A 19,701-nucleotide genomic window follows, 5' to 3' on the forward strand; every position below is an offset into this window, starting at 1 on the left:
GAAGCCCATGATGACGTCCTCCGTGAGACGGGCGAGTGGATGATCCCCCAGCCCATCCGTGGGCCGGTCACCGAGCACTCTCGGCACCCGGGGGCGCATCGTGGTCAGTGATCTGCGTCACATCGTGTCGGCTCAGCCGAGGAGCTGCAGCACCGACGACGGCGCCTGGTTCGCCTGCGCGAGCATCGCCGTCCCGGCCTGCGCGAGCACGTTCAGGCGCGCGCCGTCGCGCACCTCCTGGGCGAGGTCCGCGTCCCGGATCCGCGACTCCGCGGCGCGCAGGTTCTCGCCCGTGCTGCCCGCGAGGCGCGCCGCGTGGTCGAGCCGGTTGATCGTGGCGCCCATGCGCGAGCGCTCCTCCGAGACGCGCGAGATCGCGCGGTCGATCGCCTCGACGGCCGCGCGCGAGGTGAGGTGCGCCAGGTCCGGGTAGCCCGCGCCGGTCAGGCTCACGCGCAGGTCGCCGTCGCCCGCGACGAGCGCCGACGACACCGCCCACGTCACGCGCGGGAGCTGGACGGAGATCGTCGAGGCGGCGTCGCCGCCGGCCCCGACCTGGAACGTCACCGTCGGCTCGCTCGCGAGGAGGAGCTGGTCGCCGTACGCGGACTCGTTGTGGGTCCGGCTCACCTCGCGCGCGAGCGCCCCCAGCTCCTCCTCGAGCGCGGCGCGCGCGTCCGGCCCGTTGGTGTCGTTCGCCGCCTGGAGCGCGAGCTCCCGCATGCGCTGAAGCATGCTCTGGATGCCGCCGAGCGCGCCGTCCGCCGTCTCCAGCATCGCGACCGCGTCTGCTGCGTTGCGCTGCGCGACGGCGCTGCCGTTCGCCTGGGCGCGCAGCCCCTCGGCCGTCGTCAGCCCCGCCGAGTCGTCGGCGGCACCGGTGATCCGCAGCCCGGACGCGAGGCGCTCCGCCGACGCGCCCTGCTCGCGCTGCGTCGCCGCGAGCCGGCGGTACGTCGTCGTCGCCGCCATGTTCGTCACGATCGAGAGACCCATGCGTGCGCTCCTGTCCCGCGCGGCCCGGGCGGGCCGGCTCGTCCGGTTCCGGCCCGTCCCCACGACCGGCCTCCTCCTGGGGACTGTCGGACGCCGCGGCCCGACGGTGGCCGACCGGCGGACCGCGGTCGACGTGGTCGCGCGCCCCGTCGTCAGGACGCCGCGGGCACCGACCACGCGGACCGCTGGGTGGCTCCGCCCGCGACGCGCTCGCCGAGCTCGGCGAGGTAGTCGCGGCGGCGCGCCGTGAGCGGCACGGCCGGGCCCTTGGCCTCCCGGGCCGAGTAGTGGGCCTCCAGACCCTCGCGGAGCAGGCGGACCGCCTCGATGCGCGCGTGCGAGACCGTCGAGTGGCTGATCCCCAGCTCGACGGCGAGCTCGCCGACGCTGCGTCCCACGAAGTAGACCTGCTCGACGACGTGCCGCAGCTGGTCCGGCAGCGCCGCCACCGCCTCGCGCACCACGTGCCGCTCCTCGACGGACAGGACCTGCTCCTCGGGGGTCGGCGCCTCGAGCACCACGTGGTCGTAGGTCGAGTCCTCCATCGCCACGATGGACCGCCCCGCGTCGTCCCGGGCCGCGCGCACCTCGACGACCGCGACGCCCATCGCCTCGGCGACCTGCGCGTCGGTCGGCTCGCGGCCGAGGGACGCCGTGAGCGACGCCGTGACCGACGTCAGCTCCTTGATGCGCCGGCGCGCCGAGCGCGGGGCCCAGTCCTGCGAGCGCAGCTCGTCGGCGAGCGCCCCGATGATGCGACGCCGTGCGTACGCGCCGAACGGCACGCCGCGGGCCGGGTCGAAGCTCGTGGCCGCCGTGGTGAGCGCGACGGCGCCGACCGACGCGAGGTCCTCGCGCGAGAGGTGGTCGGCCCGCGCGCACAGGTCGGAGACGAGGAAGCCGACGAGGGCAAGGTTGTCGACGACGAGAGCGTTGCGCTCGGAGAGGTTCACGCCGAAGCACCTTTCTGCTGGGGCGGGCCCGGTACGGCACCGGGAGACGCGGGTGAGGCGCGCGGCGGCGACCGCGTCCTGACCTCTCCCATGCAGCGGGCCCGGGGATCAGTCGCCACATGCGCACCGCGCGTGCCGACAGTGCGTCTCGAGCGGGCCCGTGCCCGCCGCCCCGACCGACCACCGCGCACGTAAGGGAGAGCCACGTTGGGCCCTCAGGAGCTGTCGACCCTGCTGTGGCGAGAGCGCGAGCTGCTCGAGATGCTGCTGTTCAAGCTCGAGGAGGAGCAGCTCCTCCTCACCGCCGGCCGCACCCGCTGGCTCGCCCACGCGAACCGCGAGGTCGAGACCGTCATGGAGAAGGTGCGCGAGGCGACCCTCGTGCGCACCGTCGCGTCCGAGACGGTGGCGGCGGAGTGGGGCCTGGCGCCCGACGCCACGCTGCGGGAGATCGCCGCGGCCGCCCCCACCGCGGGGCCCTGGCGCGAGATCTTCGAGGGCCACCTCACGGGCCTCACGGAGCTGACGGTGCGGATCAAGACCGTCCGCGACACGAACACCCAGTTCGTCAACCACGCGTCGCGCTCCACGCAGGAGACGCTCGCGACGCTCGGCGGCGAGCCCCGCACCTACGACGCGACCGGCGCCACCACGGACCGGTCCGACGTCGCCCGCCTGTTCGACACGATGCTGTAAGGAGCCCCTCCCATGAGCTCGTTCTCCATCCTCAACACGGCCTTCCGAGGCCTGAGCGCCGCCCAGGCGGGCATCGACGTCACCGGTCAGAACGTGGCCAACGTCAACACGCCGGGCTACACGCGCCAGCGCGTGCAGCAGTCGGCGACGGCCCCGCTCACCGAGATGGGCCTGGGGCGGCTCTCGCAGTCCGCGCGGTCCGGCCAGGGCGTGACGATCGACGGCGTCGCCCGCCTCGGGAACCTGTTCCTGGAGTCGCGCGTGCGCCAGACGGCGTCCGCCGACGGGTACGCGGGCGTGCGCGCCGCCGCGTTCACGGCCGTCGAGGACATCCACGGCGAGCCCTCGGACACCGGGCTGTCCGCCGCGCTGCAGTCGTTCTGGGGCGCCTGGCAGGACGCCGCGAACTCGCCGGGCAAGGACGCCCAGGCCTGGGTCGTGGTCGAGGAGGCCGGCGCCGTCGTCGACCGGATCGTCGACGGCCGGGCCCGCGTGGAGACCGCGTGGGGCCAGGCCCGGACGAGCGCCGGCTCGCTCGTGGCCGAGATCAACACCGTCGCGGACAAGATCGCCGCGCTCAACACGCGCATCCTCGACGCCTCCGGCCAGAACGGCTCCGCCAACGAGCTCGTCGACCAGCGCAACCAGCTCGCCGCCGACCTGGCGCGCCTCGCGGGCGCCCAGACGAGCACGAACCCCGACGGCACCGTCAACGTGCTCCTGGGCGGGAACCTCCTCGTCGACGGCAACCACGTGAACGAGGTCCGGCTCGTCGGGGCCTCGACGCTCGACGGGGCGGCTGCCGACGCGGTGCGGCTCGAGTGGTCGCACCGTCCGGGTGCGGCCGTCGGGCTCGAGGGCGGCGAGCTCGCGGGGCACCTGTCGGCACTCGCGCCGGTGTCCTCCGGCGGGGTGTACGCCCAGGCCGCGGCGGGCTACGACGCGCTCGCGTCGGCGCTCGTCACGCAGGTCAACGCGCTGCACACGGCGGGCCTGACGCCGTCGGGCACCCCGGGCGGAGCGTTCTTCGCGATCGAGCCGGGCAGGTCCGCGGGCGCCGGCCTGCGGGTCGCGGTGACCGCGCCCGGCCAGGTCGCGACCGCCGCCGTCGGCGCGGGAAGCCTCGACGGGTCGGTCGCCGACCGCATCGCCGCGCTCGGAAGCGCCGCCGGCGGGCCCGACGCGGTGTGGTCGACGCACGTCACGCAGCTCGCCGTGAAGTCGAGCTCGGCCGGCTACGACGCGAAGCTCGCCACCACGGCGTCCACGGCGGCGTTCAGCGACCTGCTCTCGCACTCCGCGGTCTCCCTCGACGAGGAGACCGTGAACCTCATGCAGTACCAGCACGCCTACCAGGGCGCGGCCCGCGTGCTCACCGCCGTCGACGAGATGCTCGACCAGCTCATCAACCGCACCGGCCGCGTCGGGCTGTAGCCCGCGACCAGGTCCGCAAGGGGAGAACCGTGCGCATCACCAACCAGATGCAGGCCTCGTACGTCACGAGGAGCCTGCAGTCCAACCTCGCGAGGATCGCCGAGCTCCAGGAGCAGGGCACCTCGGGACGCAAGATCACGCGTGCCTCGAGCGACCCGTCGTCCGCGGCGGACGCCCTCGCGATCCGCGGCCGGCTCGCGGCCGAGCAGCAGTACGACCGGAACATCGCGAACGGCGAGGGCTGGCTCGCGACGCTCGACTCGACGCTCGGCACCGTGACCGACATCGTCCAGCGCGTGCGCGACCTCGTCCTCCAGGGCGCGTCGGACACGACGTCGGCGGAGGGCCGGGAGGCGGTCGCCGCCGAGCTCGTGGAGCTGCGCGACGAGCTGCTGCGCCAGTCGAACTCCACCTACCTCGGGCGCACCGTCTTCGCCGGGACCGCGGACGAGGGCGTCGCCTTCCGCGACGACTACTCGTTCACGGGCGGCGGCGCACCCGTCGAGCGTCGCATCGGCGTCGACTCGACGGTCCGCGTCGACGTGGACGGCGCGGCCGTCTTCGGCACGGGGTCCGGCTCCGTGTTCGCGCTGCTGGACTCCGTGGCGGCCGACCTGCGGGCCGGCAACGGGAGCGGGGGGCACCTCGCCGCCGTCGACGCTCGGCTCGACGCGGTGCTCACCCAGCACACGACGGTCGGTGCCCGGCAGAACCAGCTCGAGCGCGCCGCCGACACCAACCTCGGCAACCGCACCTCGCTCGAGACGCGCCGCGGCGCCATCGAGGACGCCGACCTCGCCGAGCTCGCGATCGACCTGCAGCTCAAGCAGGTCGCCTACCAGGCGACCCTGAGCATCGGCGCCACCCTCCTGCAGCCCTCACTCCTGGACTACCTCCGCTGATGACCACGCTCACCTTCGTCACCCCGCCCCCCGGCCTCGCGGCCCGACGCTTCGAGCTCCTCACCGAGCAGGGCGACGGCGTCTACACGCTGTCCGCGCTCGACACCCCCGGCGTCGAGATGCTCGTCCTCGACCCCGGCCGCTGGGTGCCCGGGTACTCCCCCGCGATCCCGTCGTCCGACCTCGCGCGCATCGGCGCCGAGGAGACCGACCCGCTCGTCCTCGTCGTCGCGAGCGTGCGCGCGGGCCGCGTGCACGCGAACCTCCTGGCGCCCGTGCTCGTGCACCCCGAGACGGGCGCCGCGGTCCAGTCCGTCCTCGAGGGGCAGGGGCTCGACCTGCGGCGGACCCTCGTCACGGCCTGACCTCGCGGACGGCCCGTCCCCACCCGACCACAGCCACCCCGGCGCCGCTCACGGCACCGGGGTGGCTGTCCGTCGTCGTCCCGCGCCGTGCCGGGGCGCGAACCGGGGGACGACGAGAGGCCGGGCCCGGGGCCTGCGCCCCTGGCCCGGCCTCCGTGCGGGTCGGTCCCGGTCGTCGTCAGGCGAGGACGACCGTCAGCGCCCCGCCGCCGTAGCCGGCGATCTCGATCTCCGCGTCGAGGCGGCGACCGGTGCTGCGCAGGAACGTCACGGGTGCGCCCGGGAGCGGCCCGCGCGTCGAGTCGAACACCTCGGCGAGCTTGAGGTGCGGCGCGCCCTCGGCGTTGAAGAGGGCGGCCGTGACGTTGAGGACCTCGGACAGGTTCTCGAGCAGGACGTCGCTCAGCGCGCCGTCGGCCGCCGCGTCCTGGGCGGGGCCGGGCGGCACGAGGCCGATCGAGGCGCCGAGGTGGGCGCCGAGCGGGACGTCGACGGCGACGACCGCCTCGACCTGCGCCCGGTGGCTGACGTAGGTCGCGGCGATGACGCCCGGCCTCGTCTCGGGCGTCAGGAGCGCGCTCGCGCGCACGGCCGTGCAGCCGCGGCCGACCAGCCCCGCGTACAGGTCGCGGATCTCCTTGAGCTCGGGCAGGGGGGTCGTGGTCACAGGGGGCTCCTCCGGGGGACGGACGTCGGGGTCAACGGACGTGCGGGCGCAGGACGTCCTCGAACGTGTCCGCGTCGAACGGCTTGGCGATGAGGAACAGGGCGCCCTCGGCGTCCGCGAGCTCGCGCATCTGCGGCGAGCCCTCCGACGTGACGAACCCGAGCGGCACGCTCGACCCCGCGGTGCGCAGCGCGCGCAGGAGGTCGATCCCGTTCATCTCCGGCATGTTCCAGTCGGACAGCACGAGGTCCGGCTGCTCCGCCAGGGTGAGGGCGAGCGCCTCGGCGCCGTCCCCGGCCTGCAGGATCTCCCAGTCCTTGAACCCCGCCTGGCGCAGGGTCCGGACGACGATCTGCCGCATCACGCGGCTGTCGTCCGCGACGACGACTCTCACAGCTGTTCTCCGTCCTTCGAGGTCCACAACGAGATGACGAGGGGTTCGCCGCGCCACAGCAGCGCCTGCGCGTGGTCGGCCGCTCGCACGACCGCCGGGCCCGTGGTGTCGACCACGGGCAGGGTGAGCGACGAGCCACCGTCGAGCATGCCCTTGAGGTTCCCGCCGACGACGTTGGCGACCTCGCCGAGCGCGTCACGCACGTCGTCGAGGCTCACGGTCTCGCCGTCGTCCAGCTGGAGGAGCGCGCGCGCGATCCGGTCCGCGGTCGGGCGGGCGGTCACGACGAGCGTGCGCCACGACGTCGGGCCGACGATGTCGACCCACGCGTGCACGGGGTCGGCGATCGGCGCCGCGAGGGCGTCGACGGGCTCGAGCAGGCCCGGCTCGCCGTCGACCATGGCGGCGAAGAGGTCCTGGGCGATGGGCAGGACGCTCTGGGTGAGCGTGTCCCGGGTGTCGATCATGCGAGCTCCTTGGTCGGCAGGAGCCCGAGCATGTCGAGCTTGCCCATGAGTGCGTCCGGCGTGAACGGCTTGATGAGGTACTCGTGGGCACCGGCGGCGAGCGCGCGCACGATGCGCGACTGCTCGGACTCCGTGGTGATCATCATGAGCGTGAGGTCGCGCCACTCGCGGCGCGCGCGGACGGCCTGCACGAACTGCAGCCCGTCCATGACCGGCATGTTCCAGTCGACGCACGCGAGCTCGAAGCGCTCGCCCGCCTCGAGCAGGTCGAGCGCCTGGCGCCCGTCACCCGCCTCGGCGGTCTCGAAGCCGAGATCCCTCAGCGTCGTGGCGACGATGCGGCGCATCACGCGGGCGTCGTCGATGATCAGCGCTCTCATGCGCTGCCTCCTCGGAGTCGGTAGATGGAGCCCTGCGTGACGTCGACCCGTTCCCACGCGGGATCGACGCCGACGGTGGTCTCGGCGGCACCCAGCAGGAGGAAGCCGCCCGGCCGCACCCGGCTGCGGAGCCGGGCGAGGATCGACTGCTTGGTCGGCAGGTCGAAGTAGATGAGCACGTTGCGCAGGAAGACGATGTCGAACATCCGGGGCCCGGGCGGTGCCGTGAGCAGGTTGTGCTGCTGGAACGTGAGGTTCTCCCGCAGCGCCGGGTCGACCTCCCACTCGGCGCCCACGCGCCGGAAGTTGCGCACGAGCATGGGCGCGGGCAGGCCGCGGTTGATCTCGAGCTGGCTGTACCGGCCCGTGCGGGCCCGCTCGACGACCTGCGCGTTGATGTCCGTCGCGAGGATCCGGTAGCTCCGCACCCGCTCCTCGCGCAGGACCATCGCGATGCTGTACGGCTCCTGGCCGGTCGAGCACGCCGCGGACCAGATGCTGAGGTCCGCGCCCGCGAGCTCCGGCAGGATCGCTCGGCGCAGCGCGGTGAACGGCGAGGTGTCGCGGAACCAGGACGTCTCGTTGGTCGTCATCGCCTCGACGACGCGCACGGTCTCCGCCGGGGAGCCGCCCCGCAGGTAGCGGCGGACGTAGCTGTCGACGGCGTCGGGACCCTGGAGCCCCTTCTCGCGCGCGAGCGGCCCGAGCCGCGCCTCGACGAGGTACTCCTTGCCCGGCGCGAGCTGGATCGCGCTGTGCTTGCGGACCAGGTCGCTCACGTACGCGAACGACTGGGTGGAGACGGTCATGCGTGCGCTCCTTCGGCCGCGCCGACGACGGCGCGCGCGACCTGGTCGAGGGGAAGGACCGCGTGGGCGTGCCCCGCGGTCGTGACGGCTCCCGGCATGCCCCAGACGACCGAGCTCTCCTCGTCCTGGGCCAGCACGTGGCCGCCGGCGCGGGCGATCTCGCCCGCACCCTCGCGGCCGTCGGACCCCATCCCCGTGAGGACGACGGCGAGCAGGTCGCCGCCCAGCGTGCGGACCGCGGAGCGGAACAGGACGTCGACGGCGGGCCGCGTGAAGTTCACCGGGGGCCCGTCCGTGACGAGGGTCGTCAGGTCCGCGCCCTGGCGGGCGAGCTCGAGGTGCCGGCCGCCGGGCGCCAGGTACGCGTGACCGGGCCGGAGCACCTCGCCCCCGGCGGCCTCGACCACCGTCGTGGGGCCCGCGCGGTCCAGGCGCTCGGCCAGCTGGCGGGTGAAGACCGGCGGCATGTGCTGGACCACGAGCATCGGGACCGGCAGCGGCGTGGTCAACGACGACAGCACCGTCCGCAGCGCCTCCGGCCCTCCGGTGGAGGAGCCGACGACGACCGCGCGCACGGGTCGTGCCGGGACGGGGCGGCGGACCGGGGCCGCCGTCCGGGCGCTCCTCGTCGCCGGGACGCCGGGAGCGCGCGGGACGAGCGCCTTGATCTTGGGCGTGAGCTCCTGGCCGACGCGCTCGAGCGCCGTCTGGACCGAGCCGGTGCCGCTCGGCTTGGTGACGTAGTCCGTGGCACCGGCCGTCAGGGCGTCGAGGGTCGCGGACGCCCCGCGCTCCGTGAGCGTCGAGAACATGACGACGGGCATGCGCCGGCCGGCCGCGCGGAGCGCCCGCACCGTCTCGATGCCGTCCATGACGGGCATCTCGATGTCGAGCGTGACGACGTCGGGGTCGAGCTGCTCGACCTTCGCGAGGGCGAGGCGGCCGTCGGCCGCCGTGCCGACCACGGTGATGTCAGGGTCCCGGTCGAGCGTCTGCGCGACGAGGCGGCGGATCACGACGGAGTCGTCGACGACGAGCACGCGGATCACCGTCGGCCTCCTCGGGCGCGGCACGCGCCGGCCGCGCGGGGTGGGGGCGTCATGGTCGGCGCTCTCAGAGCCGGAACCGGGAGACCTGGGCGTCGAGCAGCTCCGAGACGTGGGCGAGCTCACCGACGGCGACGTTGAGCTGCTCCATCGACCGGGCGCTCTCCTGCGCGCCGGCGGCGATGCCGGTGATGTTGCCCGCGATCTCGCTCGACCCCGTCGCCGCCTCCTGCACCCCCCGCGACATCTCGTTCGTCGTCGCGGTCTGCTCCTCCACCGCCGACGCGATCGTCAGCTGGTAGTCGTTGATCCGCCCGATGATGTCCGCGATCTCCCCGATCGCCTCCACCGCACCCACCGTGTCCCCCTGGATCGCCTCCACCCGACGCGCGATGTCCTCCGTCGCCTTCGCCGTCTCCTGCGCCAGCTCCTTCACCTCGCTGGCCACCACCGCGAACCCCTTGCCCGCCTCACCCGCACGAGCCGCCTCGATCGTCGCGTTCAACGCCAACAAGTTCGTCTGCTCCGCGATCGACGTGATCACCTTGATCACGTCACCGATCTCCTGCGACGACGTCCCCAGCTTCTGCACCGTCTCGTTCGTCGCCGCAGCCCGCTCCGTGGCCTTGTTCGCCACCTTCGCCGCCTCGTTCGAGTTCTGCGCGATCTCCCGGATCGAGGCCCCCATCTCCTCCGCACCCGCAGCCACCGTCTGCACGTTCTGCGACACCTGCTCCGCCGCCGACGCCACCACACCCGACTGCGCCGCCGTCTCGTCCGACGACGCCGAGAACTGCGCACCCGCCGCAGACAGCTGCTCCGTCGCCGCAGCCACCGCCTCCGACGTCCCCGCCACCTCCGCGATGATCCCCCGCAAGTTCTCCTGCGCACTCGTCAACGCCGCAGCCATCTGCCCCAGCTCGTCACGACCCACCACCTCGGCCCGCACCGTCAGGTCACCGTCGCCCAGCGCGGTCAGGCTCCTCGACACGGCCCGGATCCGCAGGGCGATCCCGCGCGCCACGACGTAGGACAGCGCGGTCGCCGCGAGGGCGCCGAGCACCGCGACGAGGATCGTGGCGAGCAGCGCCCGTGCCGCGAGCGTGTCCGTCTCCTCGGCGAGCTCCGCCGCCTGCTCGCCCTGGGACACCGTCTCGACCTGCATCGCGTCCAGGACGCCCGTCGTCAGGGGACGGACGGTGTCGTCGAAGTACGCGGCGAAGCCCGCGGTGTCACCCGCGTCCGCCAACGGGAACAGCTCGCCCTCGGCGGCCGCGTAGTACGCGTCCAGGGCGGCGACGAGCGCGTCGACGTCGGTCTGGCTCACCGCGTTCGGACGGTACGCCTCGATCTGGGCCTCCAGGTCGACCTTGCGCTCCACCAGCTCGTCGAGGAGGCTCGCCCGGGTCTCCGCGTCCGCGATCCCGTACTGGACCACGCGGGCGCGGTCACCCTGGAAGGCGCGCTGGATCTCCGTGAGCTGCTGCAGCGGCGTGACGTTGCCGCGGTACATCTCGTCGGCGTCCGAGCGCAGCTGGCGCATCGAGACGAGCGCGACGGCCGTGATGACGGCGGTCACCACCACCATCACGAGGACCGACGTGAGGATCTTGACGAGGACGGGACTGTCCCTCCACGGGCGTCGGGGAAGGTCCTGCTGCTGGTTCGTGGGCATCGTGGTCGTCTCTCTGCGGAAGGCGTACGGGTGTCAGGGGGTCAGTAGGTGAACCGGGAGGCGCGGCTGCGGAGCTCGGCGGCCATGCGGGCGAGCTCGGCGATCGAGCCGTTCATCTGCTCGACGGCCTCCGCCGTCGACGACGCGCCGGCGGCGATGCCGGTGATGTTGCCCGCGATCTCGCTCGACCCCGTCGCCGCCTCCTGCACCCCCCGCGACATCTCGTTCGTCGTCGCGGTCTGCTCCTCCACCGCCGACGCGATCGTCAGCTGGTAGTCGTTGATCCGCCCGATGATGTCCGCGATCTCCCCGATCGCCTCCACCGCACCCACCGTGTCCCCCTGGATCGCCTCCACCCGACGCGCGATGTCCTCCGTCGCCTTCGCCGTCTCCTGCGCCAGCTCCTTCACCTCGCTGGCCACCACCGCGAACCCCTTGCCCGCCTCACCCGCACGAGCCGCCTCGATCGTCGCGTTCAACGCCAACAAGTTCGTCTGCTCCGCGATCGACGTGATCACCTTGATCACGTCACCGATCTCCTGCGACGACGTCCCCAGCTTCTGCACCGTCTCGTTCGTCGCCGCAGCCCGCTCCGTGGCCTTGTTCGCCACCTTCGCCGCCTCGTTCGAGTTCTGCGCGATCTCCCGGATCGAGGCCCCCATCTCCTCCGCACCCGCAGCCACCGTCTGCACGTTCTGCGACACCTGCTCCGCCGCCGACGCCACCACACCCGACTGCGCCGCCGTCTCGTCCGACGACGCCGAGAACTGCGCACCCGCCGCAGACAGCTGCTCCGTCGCCGCAGCCACCGCCTCCGACGTCCCCGCCACCTCCGCGATGATCCCCCGCAAGTTCTCCTGCGCACTCGTCAACGCCGCAGCCATCTGCCCCAGCTCGTCACGACCCACCACCTCGGCCCGCACCGTCAGGTCACCGGAGGCGAGCGCGCCGAGCGCGTGCTGGACCGTGCCCGCGGACCGACGGATGCGGTTGGCGACCCGCACGCCCACGACGACCGCGAGGAAGAGCCCGACGACCGCGACGACGATCATGAGGAGGAAGGCGCGCGCGGCCTTCGCCGCCGCGTCGTCCGCGACCGTGTCGAGGTAGGCGTAGACCGCGTCACCGGACGCCGACAGCGAGGCGCGGTACGTCGCGATGATCTCGTCGTTGGCCGCCTGGATCTCGGGCGTCACGGCCTTCGCCTCGACCGCCGGCATGAGCGTCGCGTCGCGGAAGGCGAGCCACTCGGCCCAGCTCGCCTTGAACGCGGTCCAGTTCGGCTCCTCCACCCCGTCGGCGGCGAGCACCGCGTCGATCAGGCCGATCTGCTCCTCGACGCGGGCGTCCGTCGCCGCCATCTGCTCCACGGTCTGCTCGCGAGCCTCGCCCTCGACGATGTCGTACTGGTAGGTGAGCCGCCACGCCTCCTGCGTGTCGTGGTCCACCTCCGCGTTGCTGCGCAGGAGCGAGCTCGCCACGCTCGCGACCGACGCCGTGTCGTCGGACGTCGACCGCAGGCTCTGCAGCGCGAAGGCCACGACGAGGACGAGCACGACGGCGAGCACGCCGAGCGCGGTGAGGATCTTCGTGCGGACGGAGAAGTCGGCGAAGCGACGCCGGCGCGTGGGCCGGGGGGTCTCGAGCGTGGACATCGGTGGCTCCTGGGGGGACGAGGGTCGAGAAGAGGGAAGGGCGAGCCCGGCGGGCTCAGGACGCCGCGGCGTCGACGTCGAGGGCGAGCAGCAGCCGGTCGGGGAGCTTGTACGCGCCGCGGATCACGGCACGCAGCTCCTCGGGGAGCGTCTGGGGCGGCGTCTCGAACTGGTCGGCGTCGACCTCGAGCACGTCGCCGATCGTGTCGACGAGCAGGCTCACGGTCTCGTCGCCGACGAAGACGACGACCATCATCTGGTCCGCGTCGTGGGCCGCCATGCCGAGGCGACGCCGCAGGTCGACGGAGAGCACGACCTGCCCGCGGAGGTTGACGAGGCCCCCGACGTCGTCGGGCGCGAGCGGCACGCGCGTCCGGGCCCGGCCCGGCAGGACCTCCTGGACCCGGTCGACGGGGATCCCGCACAGCCGGTCGGCCAGCGTGAACGTCACGAGCTGCTGCGTGGTCATCGGGCACCTGCCAGCGACAGGTCGGTCCCGGCCGTCGCGTCGTCGAAGGGGTCGAGGTCGTCGTAGAAGCCGGGGTCCGCCGCCTGGACGGCGCTGCGGACGTCGAGCAGCTCCGTCACGCGGTCCTTGAGCACGGTCGACCCCGTGAGCCCGTGGCCGTCGATGTCGCTGCGCCGGCGCGCGTCGTCCTCGACGATGTCGAAGATCTCCGTGACCGCCATCGCGATGCTGCGCCCCGCGCGGGTGTACACGACGATGTCGAGCTCGTCCGCGGGCGGGCCGCCGGCGGCGCCCAGGAGCTGGTCGAGCCGCACGAGCGGCAGCAGCGCGCCGCGGTACTGGAGCACCTCGCGCGAGCCGACCTGCTCGATCGTGTCGGAGCGGATGCGTTCGAGCCGCGTCACCGCGGAGAGCGGGATCGCCACGCGGCGGTCCCCCGCCCCGACGACGAGCATCTGCTCGACGGTCGCGGCGCTCTCCGTCGTGTCCTGCGCGTACGCGCGGGCCAGGTCCGCGGCGTCGGACGTGAGCACCTTGCGGGCGATCGCCTGGAGGTCGAGGATGAGCGCCACCCCGCCGTCGCCGAGCACCGTCGCCCCGGAGTACATGCCGATCTGCTTGAGCCGGTTCGCGAGCGCCTTGACGACGATCTCCTCCATGTTGAGGACGCGGTCGACGATCACGCCGAAGCGCTGGTCGTCCGCCTCGACGACCGCGATGACGCGCCCCTCGGACTCCGGGTCGAGCCCGAGCACCTCGGAGAGCGACAGGAGCGGCAGCAGCGTGCCCCGCAGCCGGAAGACGGGCGCGGTGCCGACGTGCTCGATCTCGCCGTGCTGGTCGCCGAGGGCGACGAGCTCGAGGAGGCTGACCTGCGGGATCGCGTAGACCGCGCCGCAGCACATCACCGTGAGCGCGGGCATGATCGCGAGCGTCAGCGGGATCCGCATGCGCCACGTCGTGCCGGTCCCGACCGTCGACTCGACGTCGACCGAGCCGCCGATGGCCTCGATGTTCGTGCGCACGACGTCCATCCCGACGCCGCGCCCGGACACGTTGGTGACCTTCGCGGCCGTCGAGAAGCCGGGCAGGAACAGCAGGTCGAGCAGCTCGGACGGGGCCATCGCGGCGACGTCGCCCGCGGTCCGCAGCCCCTTGGCCACGGCGGTGCGCCCGACCTTCTCGGGGTCGATACCTGCGCCGTCGTCCGTGATCTCGACGACGACCTGGCCGTTCGAGTGGTAGGCGCGCAGCGTCACGAGCCCCTGGGGCCGCTTGCCGGCGCGGCGCCGGTCGTCGGGCGCCTCGATCCCGTGGTCGACGGCGTTGCGCACCAGGTGCGTCAGCGGGTCCTTGACCGCCTCGAGCAGGGAGCGGTCGAGCTCGGTGTCACCGCCCGTCATCTCGATCCGGACGTCGCGGCCCAGCGTCTTCGCGAGGTCGCGCACGACGCGCGGCATCTTGGACCACACGTGCTCGATCGGCTGCATGCGCGTCTTCATGACGCCCTCCTGCAGCTCGGACGCGATGAGGCTGAGGCGCTGCGCGGAGCGCTTGGTCTCCTGGTCCTCGCCCGCGCCGGCGATCCGGTCGATCTGGTTGCGCACCAGCACGAGCTCGCCGACCTGCCGCATGAGCGTGTCGAGGAGGTCGACGTCCACCCGGATCGAGCCGTCCGCGGCGTTGCGGGTGTGCGGCTCGGGCTCGGGTGCCGGCTCGGGCGCGGGCGCCGGTCCGACGGCGGTCGCGGCCGCCGGTCCGACGGCGGTCGCGGGCGCCGGCTCGACAGCGGGCGGTGCCGCGACGGGCGCGGGGGCGACGTCGGGCGCGGCTGTGCCGTCCGGGTCGGGGACGGGCGTGTGCTCGGGGTCGGTCTCGGGGGCGACGTCGTGCGCGACGTCGGTCGAGGCATCGGTCGCGACGTCCGGCTCCGGCGCCGCCGTGCCGTCCTGGACGGCCACGATCCGCGCGACCATCGGGTCGACGTCGAGGTCGTCCCCGACGCCGGACTCGACCTTCGCGAGGATGGCCCGCAAGGTGTCGACGAGCGCGAGCAGCACGTCCGCCGTCGGCTGGTCCATCGCCCGCTCGCCGTCGCGCAGCTCCGACAGGAGCGACTCGCCCACGTGGGACACGCGCTCGAGGTTGCCGAACCCGAGGAAGCCGCTCGTGCCCTTGATCGTGTGCACCGTGCGGAAGATGCTGCTCAGCAGCGCGCGCGACGACGGGTCGCTCTCGAGCGCCACGAGGTCCTGGTCGAGCTGGTCGAGGTTCTCGTAGGACTCGACCAGGAACTCGTGGACGATCTCGTCCATCTCGTCCACGTCCGTACCTCCCCGCCATGTCTGGCGTGCGTCTGTCTCGTCGCCGGTCTCCGGCGTGCGGACCGGGTACCCCCGCGGGTGCCCGGGTGGCCGACCCGTTCGGCACGGGCGGTCATCGCGCACTGTCGGTACGCGGTGCCGCGTCGTGGGGCGCGGGTCGTCCTGGGTGGTGTCAGGCGGTCGCCTTCTGCGCGGCGCGGTTCACGAGCCCCGCGGCCTCCGGGCGCGTCATGCCCTGCAGGACGAGCTCCTCGACCAGCGAGGCGATGAGCTCGTGCACGTCGCGCGGGTTGAGCGGCGAGCCGGAGCGGCGCCGGGCGAGCTCCTTGTTCAGCGGGGCGCAGCGCTCCGCGATGGTCGTGCGCGGGCGTGCCGGGACGGCGGCCATGGGGTCTCCTCTCGGTGCCTCGCGGGCGAGGCGCGTCGGTGGTCGTGAGGTCCTATGCGACGAGCGACCGCTTCTGGCCACCCGTGCGCGCCGCGGCGACCAGGTCGGCGAGGGCGCGGCGCACGGCGAGCGGCGTCGCACCCAGCGGGGCGCCGGGAAGTGCCGCGGCCGACGTCAGGGCGTCGAGGTACCGCGCCGCGTCGCGCGTCGACTCGCCGGTCCCGCGGTCGGGGTCCCACGCGGAGCGCGCCTCGTGCTCGTGCTCGAGGAAGACGGCGGTGAGCTCGGTCACCCAGGCGGCGTCCGCACCGCAGCCCGCGACGGCCTGCTTGACGGCGACGCGGGTGCGGGAGACGGCGGGCCGGCCGGGCCGCGCGCGGTCGGCGAGCGCGTCGCGGACGAGGAGGTGCGCGATCCGCGCGCCGTACTCGTGGTCGGCGACGGTCTGCAGCCGGTCGCGGTCGAACGCCGCCCAGAGCCGGCCGAGCAGGACCGCACGGCGCTCGTCGGTCGGGGCGAGGAGCCCGACGACGGAGCGCAGGGCGAGGTCCTCGTCCTCCTCGACCCACCCGAGCATCCGGGCGCGCGCGTCCGGGTCGAGCGGGCGGTCGAGCTCGGGCAGGTCGAACGCCTCCCGGATCGCGCCCGCGTCGATCTGGGTGCGGAGCACGCCACGCTGTCGTGCGGCCGCGCTCACGTGCGTCTCGTAGAGCTGCTCGAGCTGCGCGGAGCGGCCCGCGTCGACGACGTCCGTCGCGGGGTCGGGGACGACCGGCAGCTCGTGCAGGAGGCCCGCGAGCCGACCCTCGTCGTCGACCGTGCCCTCCAGGAGGTCGGTCGACACGATCTGCCCCACCCGGCGCGCGCTGCGCACGGAGCGCAGGAGCGTGCGGTGCATGAGCGTGTAGTCGCCGAGCGCCTGGCGGATCGATCCGGCCGCGCTCGCGCCGTCGGCGAACACCTCGAGGTCGAAGAACTTGGTGCCGTTGCGCCCTGTCGAGTCCCCGGCCGCGCCGTCGGCGCTCGGGAGGTCGAGGAGCTTGCGGGTGTAGAAGTCGACGGCCGCCTCGACCATGTCGTCGTGCAGGAACCGCGCGACGTCGTGCCGGTGGCAGTACCGCAGCGTCTCGGACGGGATGATCCCGGTCCGGAAGACGGCCTCGAAGACCGCCATGCGGGCCTCGCGCTCGGGGAGCGTCCCGGAGCGCACGCGCAGCGCGAGGTCGGTGGTGAGGCGGTCGAGCTCGTCGCTCGCGCGGTCGTGGGTACGGGGGGCGGGGACGTCGGTGGCGACGGTCGAGGTGTGCATGGCGAGGGTGTGTGCGGCGCCCGCGCGAAAATCGGCCGCTCGCAGCCCCGCGGCAACGTGATGTCCGTCACACTCGCCCGCGCGTGGTTCGAGGTGGTGCGCGCAGGTTGGCGTGCGCCCCCGTCGCATAGGCGTGGAGACCACCACGACGAGAGGACCCCTGTGGAGCACAGACGCCGGACGTTCGACGCCGGACCGGGAGCGGGCCTCCTGCTCCCCGCGTCCGCGATCGCGACGGTGGCCCGCCTGCACCGCTGGCAGGCGTTCGCCGGCCTGGCCGACGGCGAGCTGCTGCTCTCGCCCCTGTCCGCGTCACCGCTCCCCCTGCCGTGGACCGTGCCCGCGGGCCGGCGACGGTGGGCGACGGTGCGCCCCGAGGCGATGTGGCACCCGCTCCTGTGGCTGCCCGAGCGCCTGAGCACGCCGCGGGTCCTGCGCGACCCGGTGACGGGCGAGACGTGGGGCGAGACCTACGACGAGTGGGCGCTGCGCGTCGTGCTCGAGCTCACCGAGGCGGGCCCGGTGACCCTCGACGGGCAGGAGTGGGTCCTGCTGCACGACCCGGCGCACGATCGGTTCGTGCGCCCCGTCGGACCGGAGGACCACGACCTCGTCCCGCTCTTCGACGCACGGACCGGGACCTGGCTCGACGTGCTGTCGACCGTGGGGCTCGACGTCGACGACCCGGCAGACGTGGCGCGGGTCGAGGCGTGGCTCGCCGGCGGGGCCGACGCCGCGCTCGACGCGGTGGACCTCGACCGGCACCTGCGGGCCGACGGGCGCGACCCGGCGTGGTCGCTCGACCGGGTGCACCGGCCCCTCGCCGGGCCGGGCGAGTCCCGGACCTACGTCGAGGACCTGCGCGACGCGTCGTCGGCCCTCGTGGCCCGCGAGCTCGGCGAGCGCGCGGCCCGCCTGGGGCGCGGCCGGGCCCCCGCACGCGAGCTCGGCAGGCAGGTCGGCACGCTCGCGCGCATCGCGTCGACGCTGCTCTCCCCGCGCGAGCTCGTCGCCGAGGACCTCGGGCTGGCGCTGTCGCTCGTCACGGCGAGCGCCGAGCGGGCGACGACGAAGCGGGCCGCGCTCGACGCCGTCGCGGACCTGCGCATGGTGCTCGGCCCGGTCGCGCAGGCGGCGGCCGTCGGGCTCGACCGCGTCGCGCTGCGGTCGGAGATCGAGACGGCGCAGGTGCACCGGCAGGTCGCGGCGCTCTCGGGCCGGACGGTCGCCTGAGGCGCCTCGCCGAGCGCTCGCTCAGGCGTCGCGGGGGGCGTGCTTGGCGAGGAACGCGTAGACCTCCGTCGCGTCGACGCCGGGGAAGGCGCCGCTCGGGAGCGCGGAGAGCACGTGCTGGTGCATGCGTGCGCTGGGCCACGACGCGTCCTCCCAGCGCGCGGCCGCGTCCGCGGCCGGGCGGCGGCAGCACGACTCGTCCGGGCACGACGACTGCCGCCGCACCGTCGTGTCCCGGCCGCGGAACCACTTCGCCGACGCGAACGGCACCCCGACGGCGATGGAGAACTGGCCGGACGTCGTCGTGCCGGTCTGCGTGGAGCACCAGAACGTGCCCGCGGGCGTGTCCGTGTACTGGTACGACTCCTGCGCGCGGTCGCGACGCGTGAACGCCTCGCGGGCGGCCCACTTGCGGCACACCATCTGGCCCTCGATCGAACCCGTGACGTCGGCGGGCAGGGGCAGGCCGTCGTTCTCGTAGCCGCGGAACAGGGCGCCGTCGTCGCCGACGCGCAGGAAGTGCAGCGGGATGCCGAGGTGCACGGTCGCGAGGTTCGTGAAGCGCTGCGCGGCGGCCTCGTGGGTCACGCCGAACGCGTCGCGCAGGTCCTCCACGGCGAGGTCCTTCTCACGCTTGCGCCGTTCCAGGAAGTCGACGGCCGCGGTCTGCGGGATGAGGCAGCACGCCGCGAAGTAGGTGATCTCGACGCGCTGGCGCAGGAACTCCGCGTACGAGCGCGGCCGCTCGTGCCCGAGCACGCGGTGCGCGATGGCCTGGAGCGCGAGCGAGCGCAGCCCGTGGCCGCCGGGGATCGACGCGGGCGGCAGGTAGATGCGCCCGTTCTCCAGGTCGGTGACGGTGCGCGTCGAGTGCGGCAGGTCGTCGACGTGCCAGATGGTGAAGCCCAGCTGCTCGGCCATGCGCGCGACGGTGCGGTGGGTGAGCGCGCCGACGGTGTACCCGGCCTTGCGCGTCATCTCCTCGGCGAGCGCCTCGATCTCCGGGTAGTAGTTGTCGCGCGCCTGGCGCTCGAGGCGGAGCTCGGTGTTGGCGCGGCGCGCCTCCTCGGGGGTCGCGACGGCCTCGGTCGCGCGGCGCTGGAGCTCGGCGTGCAGGCCCACGAGGTTCTCGAGCACCGGCAGGGGCAGCTTCTGGCTCGCCTTCACGGCGGGCAGCCCGAGACCCGCGAACAGCGGTCCGCGCTGGGCGCGGTCGAGCGCGATCTCCAGCGCGGCGCGGCGCGACGGCGGCTCGTCCGTGAGCAGGTCCGTGACCGGCACGCCCAGCGCCTGGGCGAGCTGCTGGAGGAGCGACAGCCGCGGCTCGCGACGCCCGTTCTCGATCATCGACAGCAGGCTCGGCGCGGTGCCCACGGCCTCGCCGAGCGCGTCGAGGGTGAGGCCGCGCGCCGTGCGGAAGTGCCGCACGCGCCGGCCGAGCGTGATGAGGTCCGCCTGGGCCGCGGGTTGAGCCTCGGGGCGGTCCCCGGGGCGGCTGGACGACGTCGCGCTGGCCATGGCTTGACAGTACGTCAAGAT

20 protein-coding genes are annotated in these 19,701 nt (G+C 73.9%); 5 read left to right on the plus strand and 15 right to left on the minus strand.

The genetic code is table 11. The features are described 5' to 3' along the window. Nucleotides 1–132: 132 nt before the first annotated feature. Entirely contained in the window at nucleotides 133–996 is an 864-nt protein-coding gene (locus ABIE39_RS15775) for a flagellin N-terminal helical domain-containing protein (protein ID WP_175007686.1), read from the minus strand. A gap of 152 nt (nucleotides 997–1,148) precedes the next feature. Then, a complete protein-coding gene (locus ABIE39_RS15780) occupies nucleotides 1,149–1,949 on the minus strand; it encodes a sigma-70 family RNA polymerase sigma factor (protein ID WP_175007685.1) in 801 nt (266 codons plus the stop codon). Between the two features lie 207 nt (nucleotides 1,950–2,156). Here ABIE39_RS15780 and ABIE39_RS15785 point away from each other — a divergent pair, with 207 nt between their 5' ends. From ABIE39_RS15785 to ABIE39_RS15800, 4 genes are read left to right on the plus strand one after another with little or no spacing between them, the layout of a single operon-like run. After that, nucleotides 2,157–2,645 (plus strand): flagellar export chaperone FlgN, encoded by a 489-nt coding sequence (locus ABIE39_RS15785; protein ID WP_175007684.1) that lies wholly within the window; start codon nucleotides 2,157–2,159, stop codon nucleotides 2,643–2,645. A 12-nt stretch (nucleotides 2,646–2,657) separates the two neighbouring features. After that, on the plus strand, nucleotides 2,658–4,079 hold the full coding sequence (gene flgK / locus ABIE39_RS15790; protein WP_354052492.1) for a flagellar hook-associated protein FlgK: 1,422 nt from the start codon (nucleotides 2,658–2,660) through the stop codon (nucleotides 4,077–4,079). 29 nt (nucleotides 4,080–4,108) lie between these two features. Beyond that, nucleotides 4,109–4,981 (plus strand): flagellar hook-associated protein FlgL, encoded by an 873-nt coding sequence (gene flgL, locus ABIE39_RS15795; protein ID WP_354052494.1) that lies wholly within the window; start codon nucleotides 4,109–4,111, stop codon nucleotides 4,979–4,981. After that, complete coding sequence (locus ABIE39_RS15800) at nucleotides 4,981–5,346, plus strand: flagellar assembly protein FliW (RefSeq protein ID WP_061266682.1); 366 nt, start codon at nucleotides 4,981–4,983, stop codon at nucleotides 5,344–5,346. Before flgL ends, ABIE39_RS15800 begins: the two co-directional genes overlap by 1 nt. Nucleotides 5,347–5,524: 178 nt before the next feature. On the opposite strand, the gene ABIE39_RS15805 is transcribed toward ABIE39_RS15800, so the two are convergent. From ABIE39_RS15805 to ABIE39_RS15860, 12 genes are all read right to left on the minus strand, one after another. Beyond that, entirely contained in the window at nucleotides 5,525–6,013 is a 489-nt protein-coding gene (locus ABIE39_RS15805; protein ID WP_061266681.1) for a hypothetical protein, read from the minus strand. 31 nt (nucleotides 6,014–6,044) lie between these two features. Then, nucleotides 6,045–6,407, minus strand: a complete 363-nt coding sequence (locus tag ABIE39_RS15810; protein ID WP_175007682.1) for a response regulator — start codon at nucleotides 6,405–6,407, stop codon at nucleotides 6,045–6,047. Beyond that, complete coding sequence (locus ABIE39_RS15815) at nucleotides 6,404–6,874, minus strand: chemotaxis protein CheX (RefSeq protein WP_175007681.1); 471 nt, start codon at nucleotides 6,872–6,874, stop codon at nucleotides 6,404–6,406. The genes ABIE39_RS15810 and ABIE39_RS15815 overlap by 4 nt, the downstream gene beginning before the upstream one ends. Then, entirely contained in the window at nucleotides 6,871–7,254 is a 384-nt protein-coding gene (locus tag ABIE39_RS15820; RefSeq protein ID WP_175007680.1) for a response regulator, read from the minus strand. Before ABIE39_RS15820 ends, ABIE39_RS15815 begins: the two co-directional genes overlap by 4 nt. Further along, entirely contained in the window at nucleotides 7,251–8,063 is an 813-nt protein-coding gene (locus tag ABIE39_RS15825; RefSeq protein ID WP_175007679.1) for a CheR family methyltransferase, read from the minus strand. The genes ABIE39_RS15820 and ABIE39_RS15825 overlap by 4 nt, the downstream gene beginning before the upstream one ends. After that, complete coding sequence (locus tag ABIE39_RS15830) at nucleotides 8,060–9,112, minus strand: protein-glutamate methylesterase/protein-glutamine glutaminase (protein ID WP_354052496.1); 1,053 nt, start codon at nucleotides 9,110–9,112, stop codon at nucleotides 8,060–8,062. Before ABIE39_RS15830 ends, ABIE39_RS15825 begins: the two co-directional genes overlap by 4 nt. A gap of 64 nt (nucleotides 9,113–9,176) precedes the next feature. Next, complete coding sequence (locus ABIE39_RS15835) at nucleotides 9,177–10,784, minus strand: methyl-accepting chemotaxis protein (RefSeq protein WP_354052498.1); 1,608 nt, start codon at nucleotides 10,782–10,784, stop codon at nucleotides 9,177–9,179. Nucleotides 10,785–10,825: 41 nt separating this feature from the next. Then, nucleotides 10,826–12,439 (minus strand): methyl-accepting chemotaxis protein, encoded by a 1,614-nt coding sequence (locus ABIE39_RS15840; RefSeq protein ID WP_354052500.1) that lies wholly within the window; start codon nucleotides 12,437–12,439, stop codon nucleotides 10,826–10,828. A 55-nt stretch (nucleotides 12,440–12,494) separates the two neighbouring features. Further along, nucleotides 12,495–12,908 (minus strand): chemotaxis protein CheW, encoded by a 414-nt coding sequence (locus ABIE39_RS15845; protein ID WP_043660141.1) that lies wholly within the window; start codon nucleotides 12,906–12,908, stop codon nucleotides 12,495–12,497. Further along, nucleotides 12,905–15,223, minus strand: a complete 2,319-nt coding sequence (locus ABIE39_RS15850) for a chemotaxis protein CheA (protein WP_354052571.1) — start codon at nucleotides 15,221–15,223, stop codon at nucleotides 12,905–12,907. Before ABIE39_RS15850 ends, ABIE39_RS15845 begins: the two co-directional genes overlap by 4 nt. A gap of 181 nt (nucleotides 15,224–15,404) precedes the next feature. Further along, nucleotides 15,405–15,620, minus strand: coding sequence for a hypothetical protein (locus tag ABIE39_RS15855; protein WP_043653789.1), 216 nt, complete (start codon nucleotides 15,618–15,620; stop codon nucleotides 15,405–15,407). A 52-nt stretch (nucleotides 15,621–15,672) separates the two neighbouring features. Further along, nucleotides 15,673–16,929, minus strand: coding sequence for a hypothetical protein (locus tag ABIE39_RS15860; RefSeq protein ID WP_175007676.1), 1,257 nt, complete (start codon nucleotides 16,927–16,929; stop codon nucleotides 15,673–15,675). 162 nt (nucleotides 16,930–17,091) lie between these two features. Here ABIE39_RS15860 and ABIE39_RS15865 point away from each other — a divergent pair, with 162 nt between their 5' ends. After that, the gene (locus ABIE39_RS15865; RefSeq protein ID WP_354052503.1) at nucleotides 17,092–18,162 is read left to right on the plus strand and encodes a hypothetical protein; all 1,071 of its coding nucleotides are present in this window, start codon (nucleotides 17,092–17,094) and stop codon (nucleotides 18,160–18,162) included. Nucleotides 18,163–18,183: 21 nt separating this feature from the next. Here ABIE39_RS15865 and ABIE39_RS15870 read toward each other — a convergent pair whose 3' ends face one another. Continuing rightward, nucleotides 18,184–19,680 carry a helix-turn-helix domain-containing protein gene (locus ABIE39_RS15870; RefSeq protein ID WP_175007674.1) on the minus strand — a complete coding sequence of 499 codons (1,497 nt, stop codon included), beginning with the start codon at nucleotides 19,678–19,680 and terminating at the stop codon, nucleotides 18,184–18,186. Between the last annotated feature and the right edge of the window lie 21 nt (nucleotides 19,681–19,701).

It is taken from the genome of Cellulosimicrobium sp. 4261 (genome assembly GCF_040546915.1).
Taxonomy (GTDB): domain Bacteria; phylum Actinomycetota; class Actinomycetes; order Actinomycetales; family Cellulomonadaceae; genus Cellulosimicrobium; species Cellulosimicrobium cinnabarinum.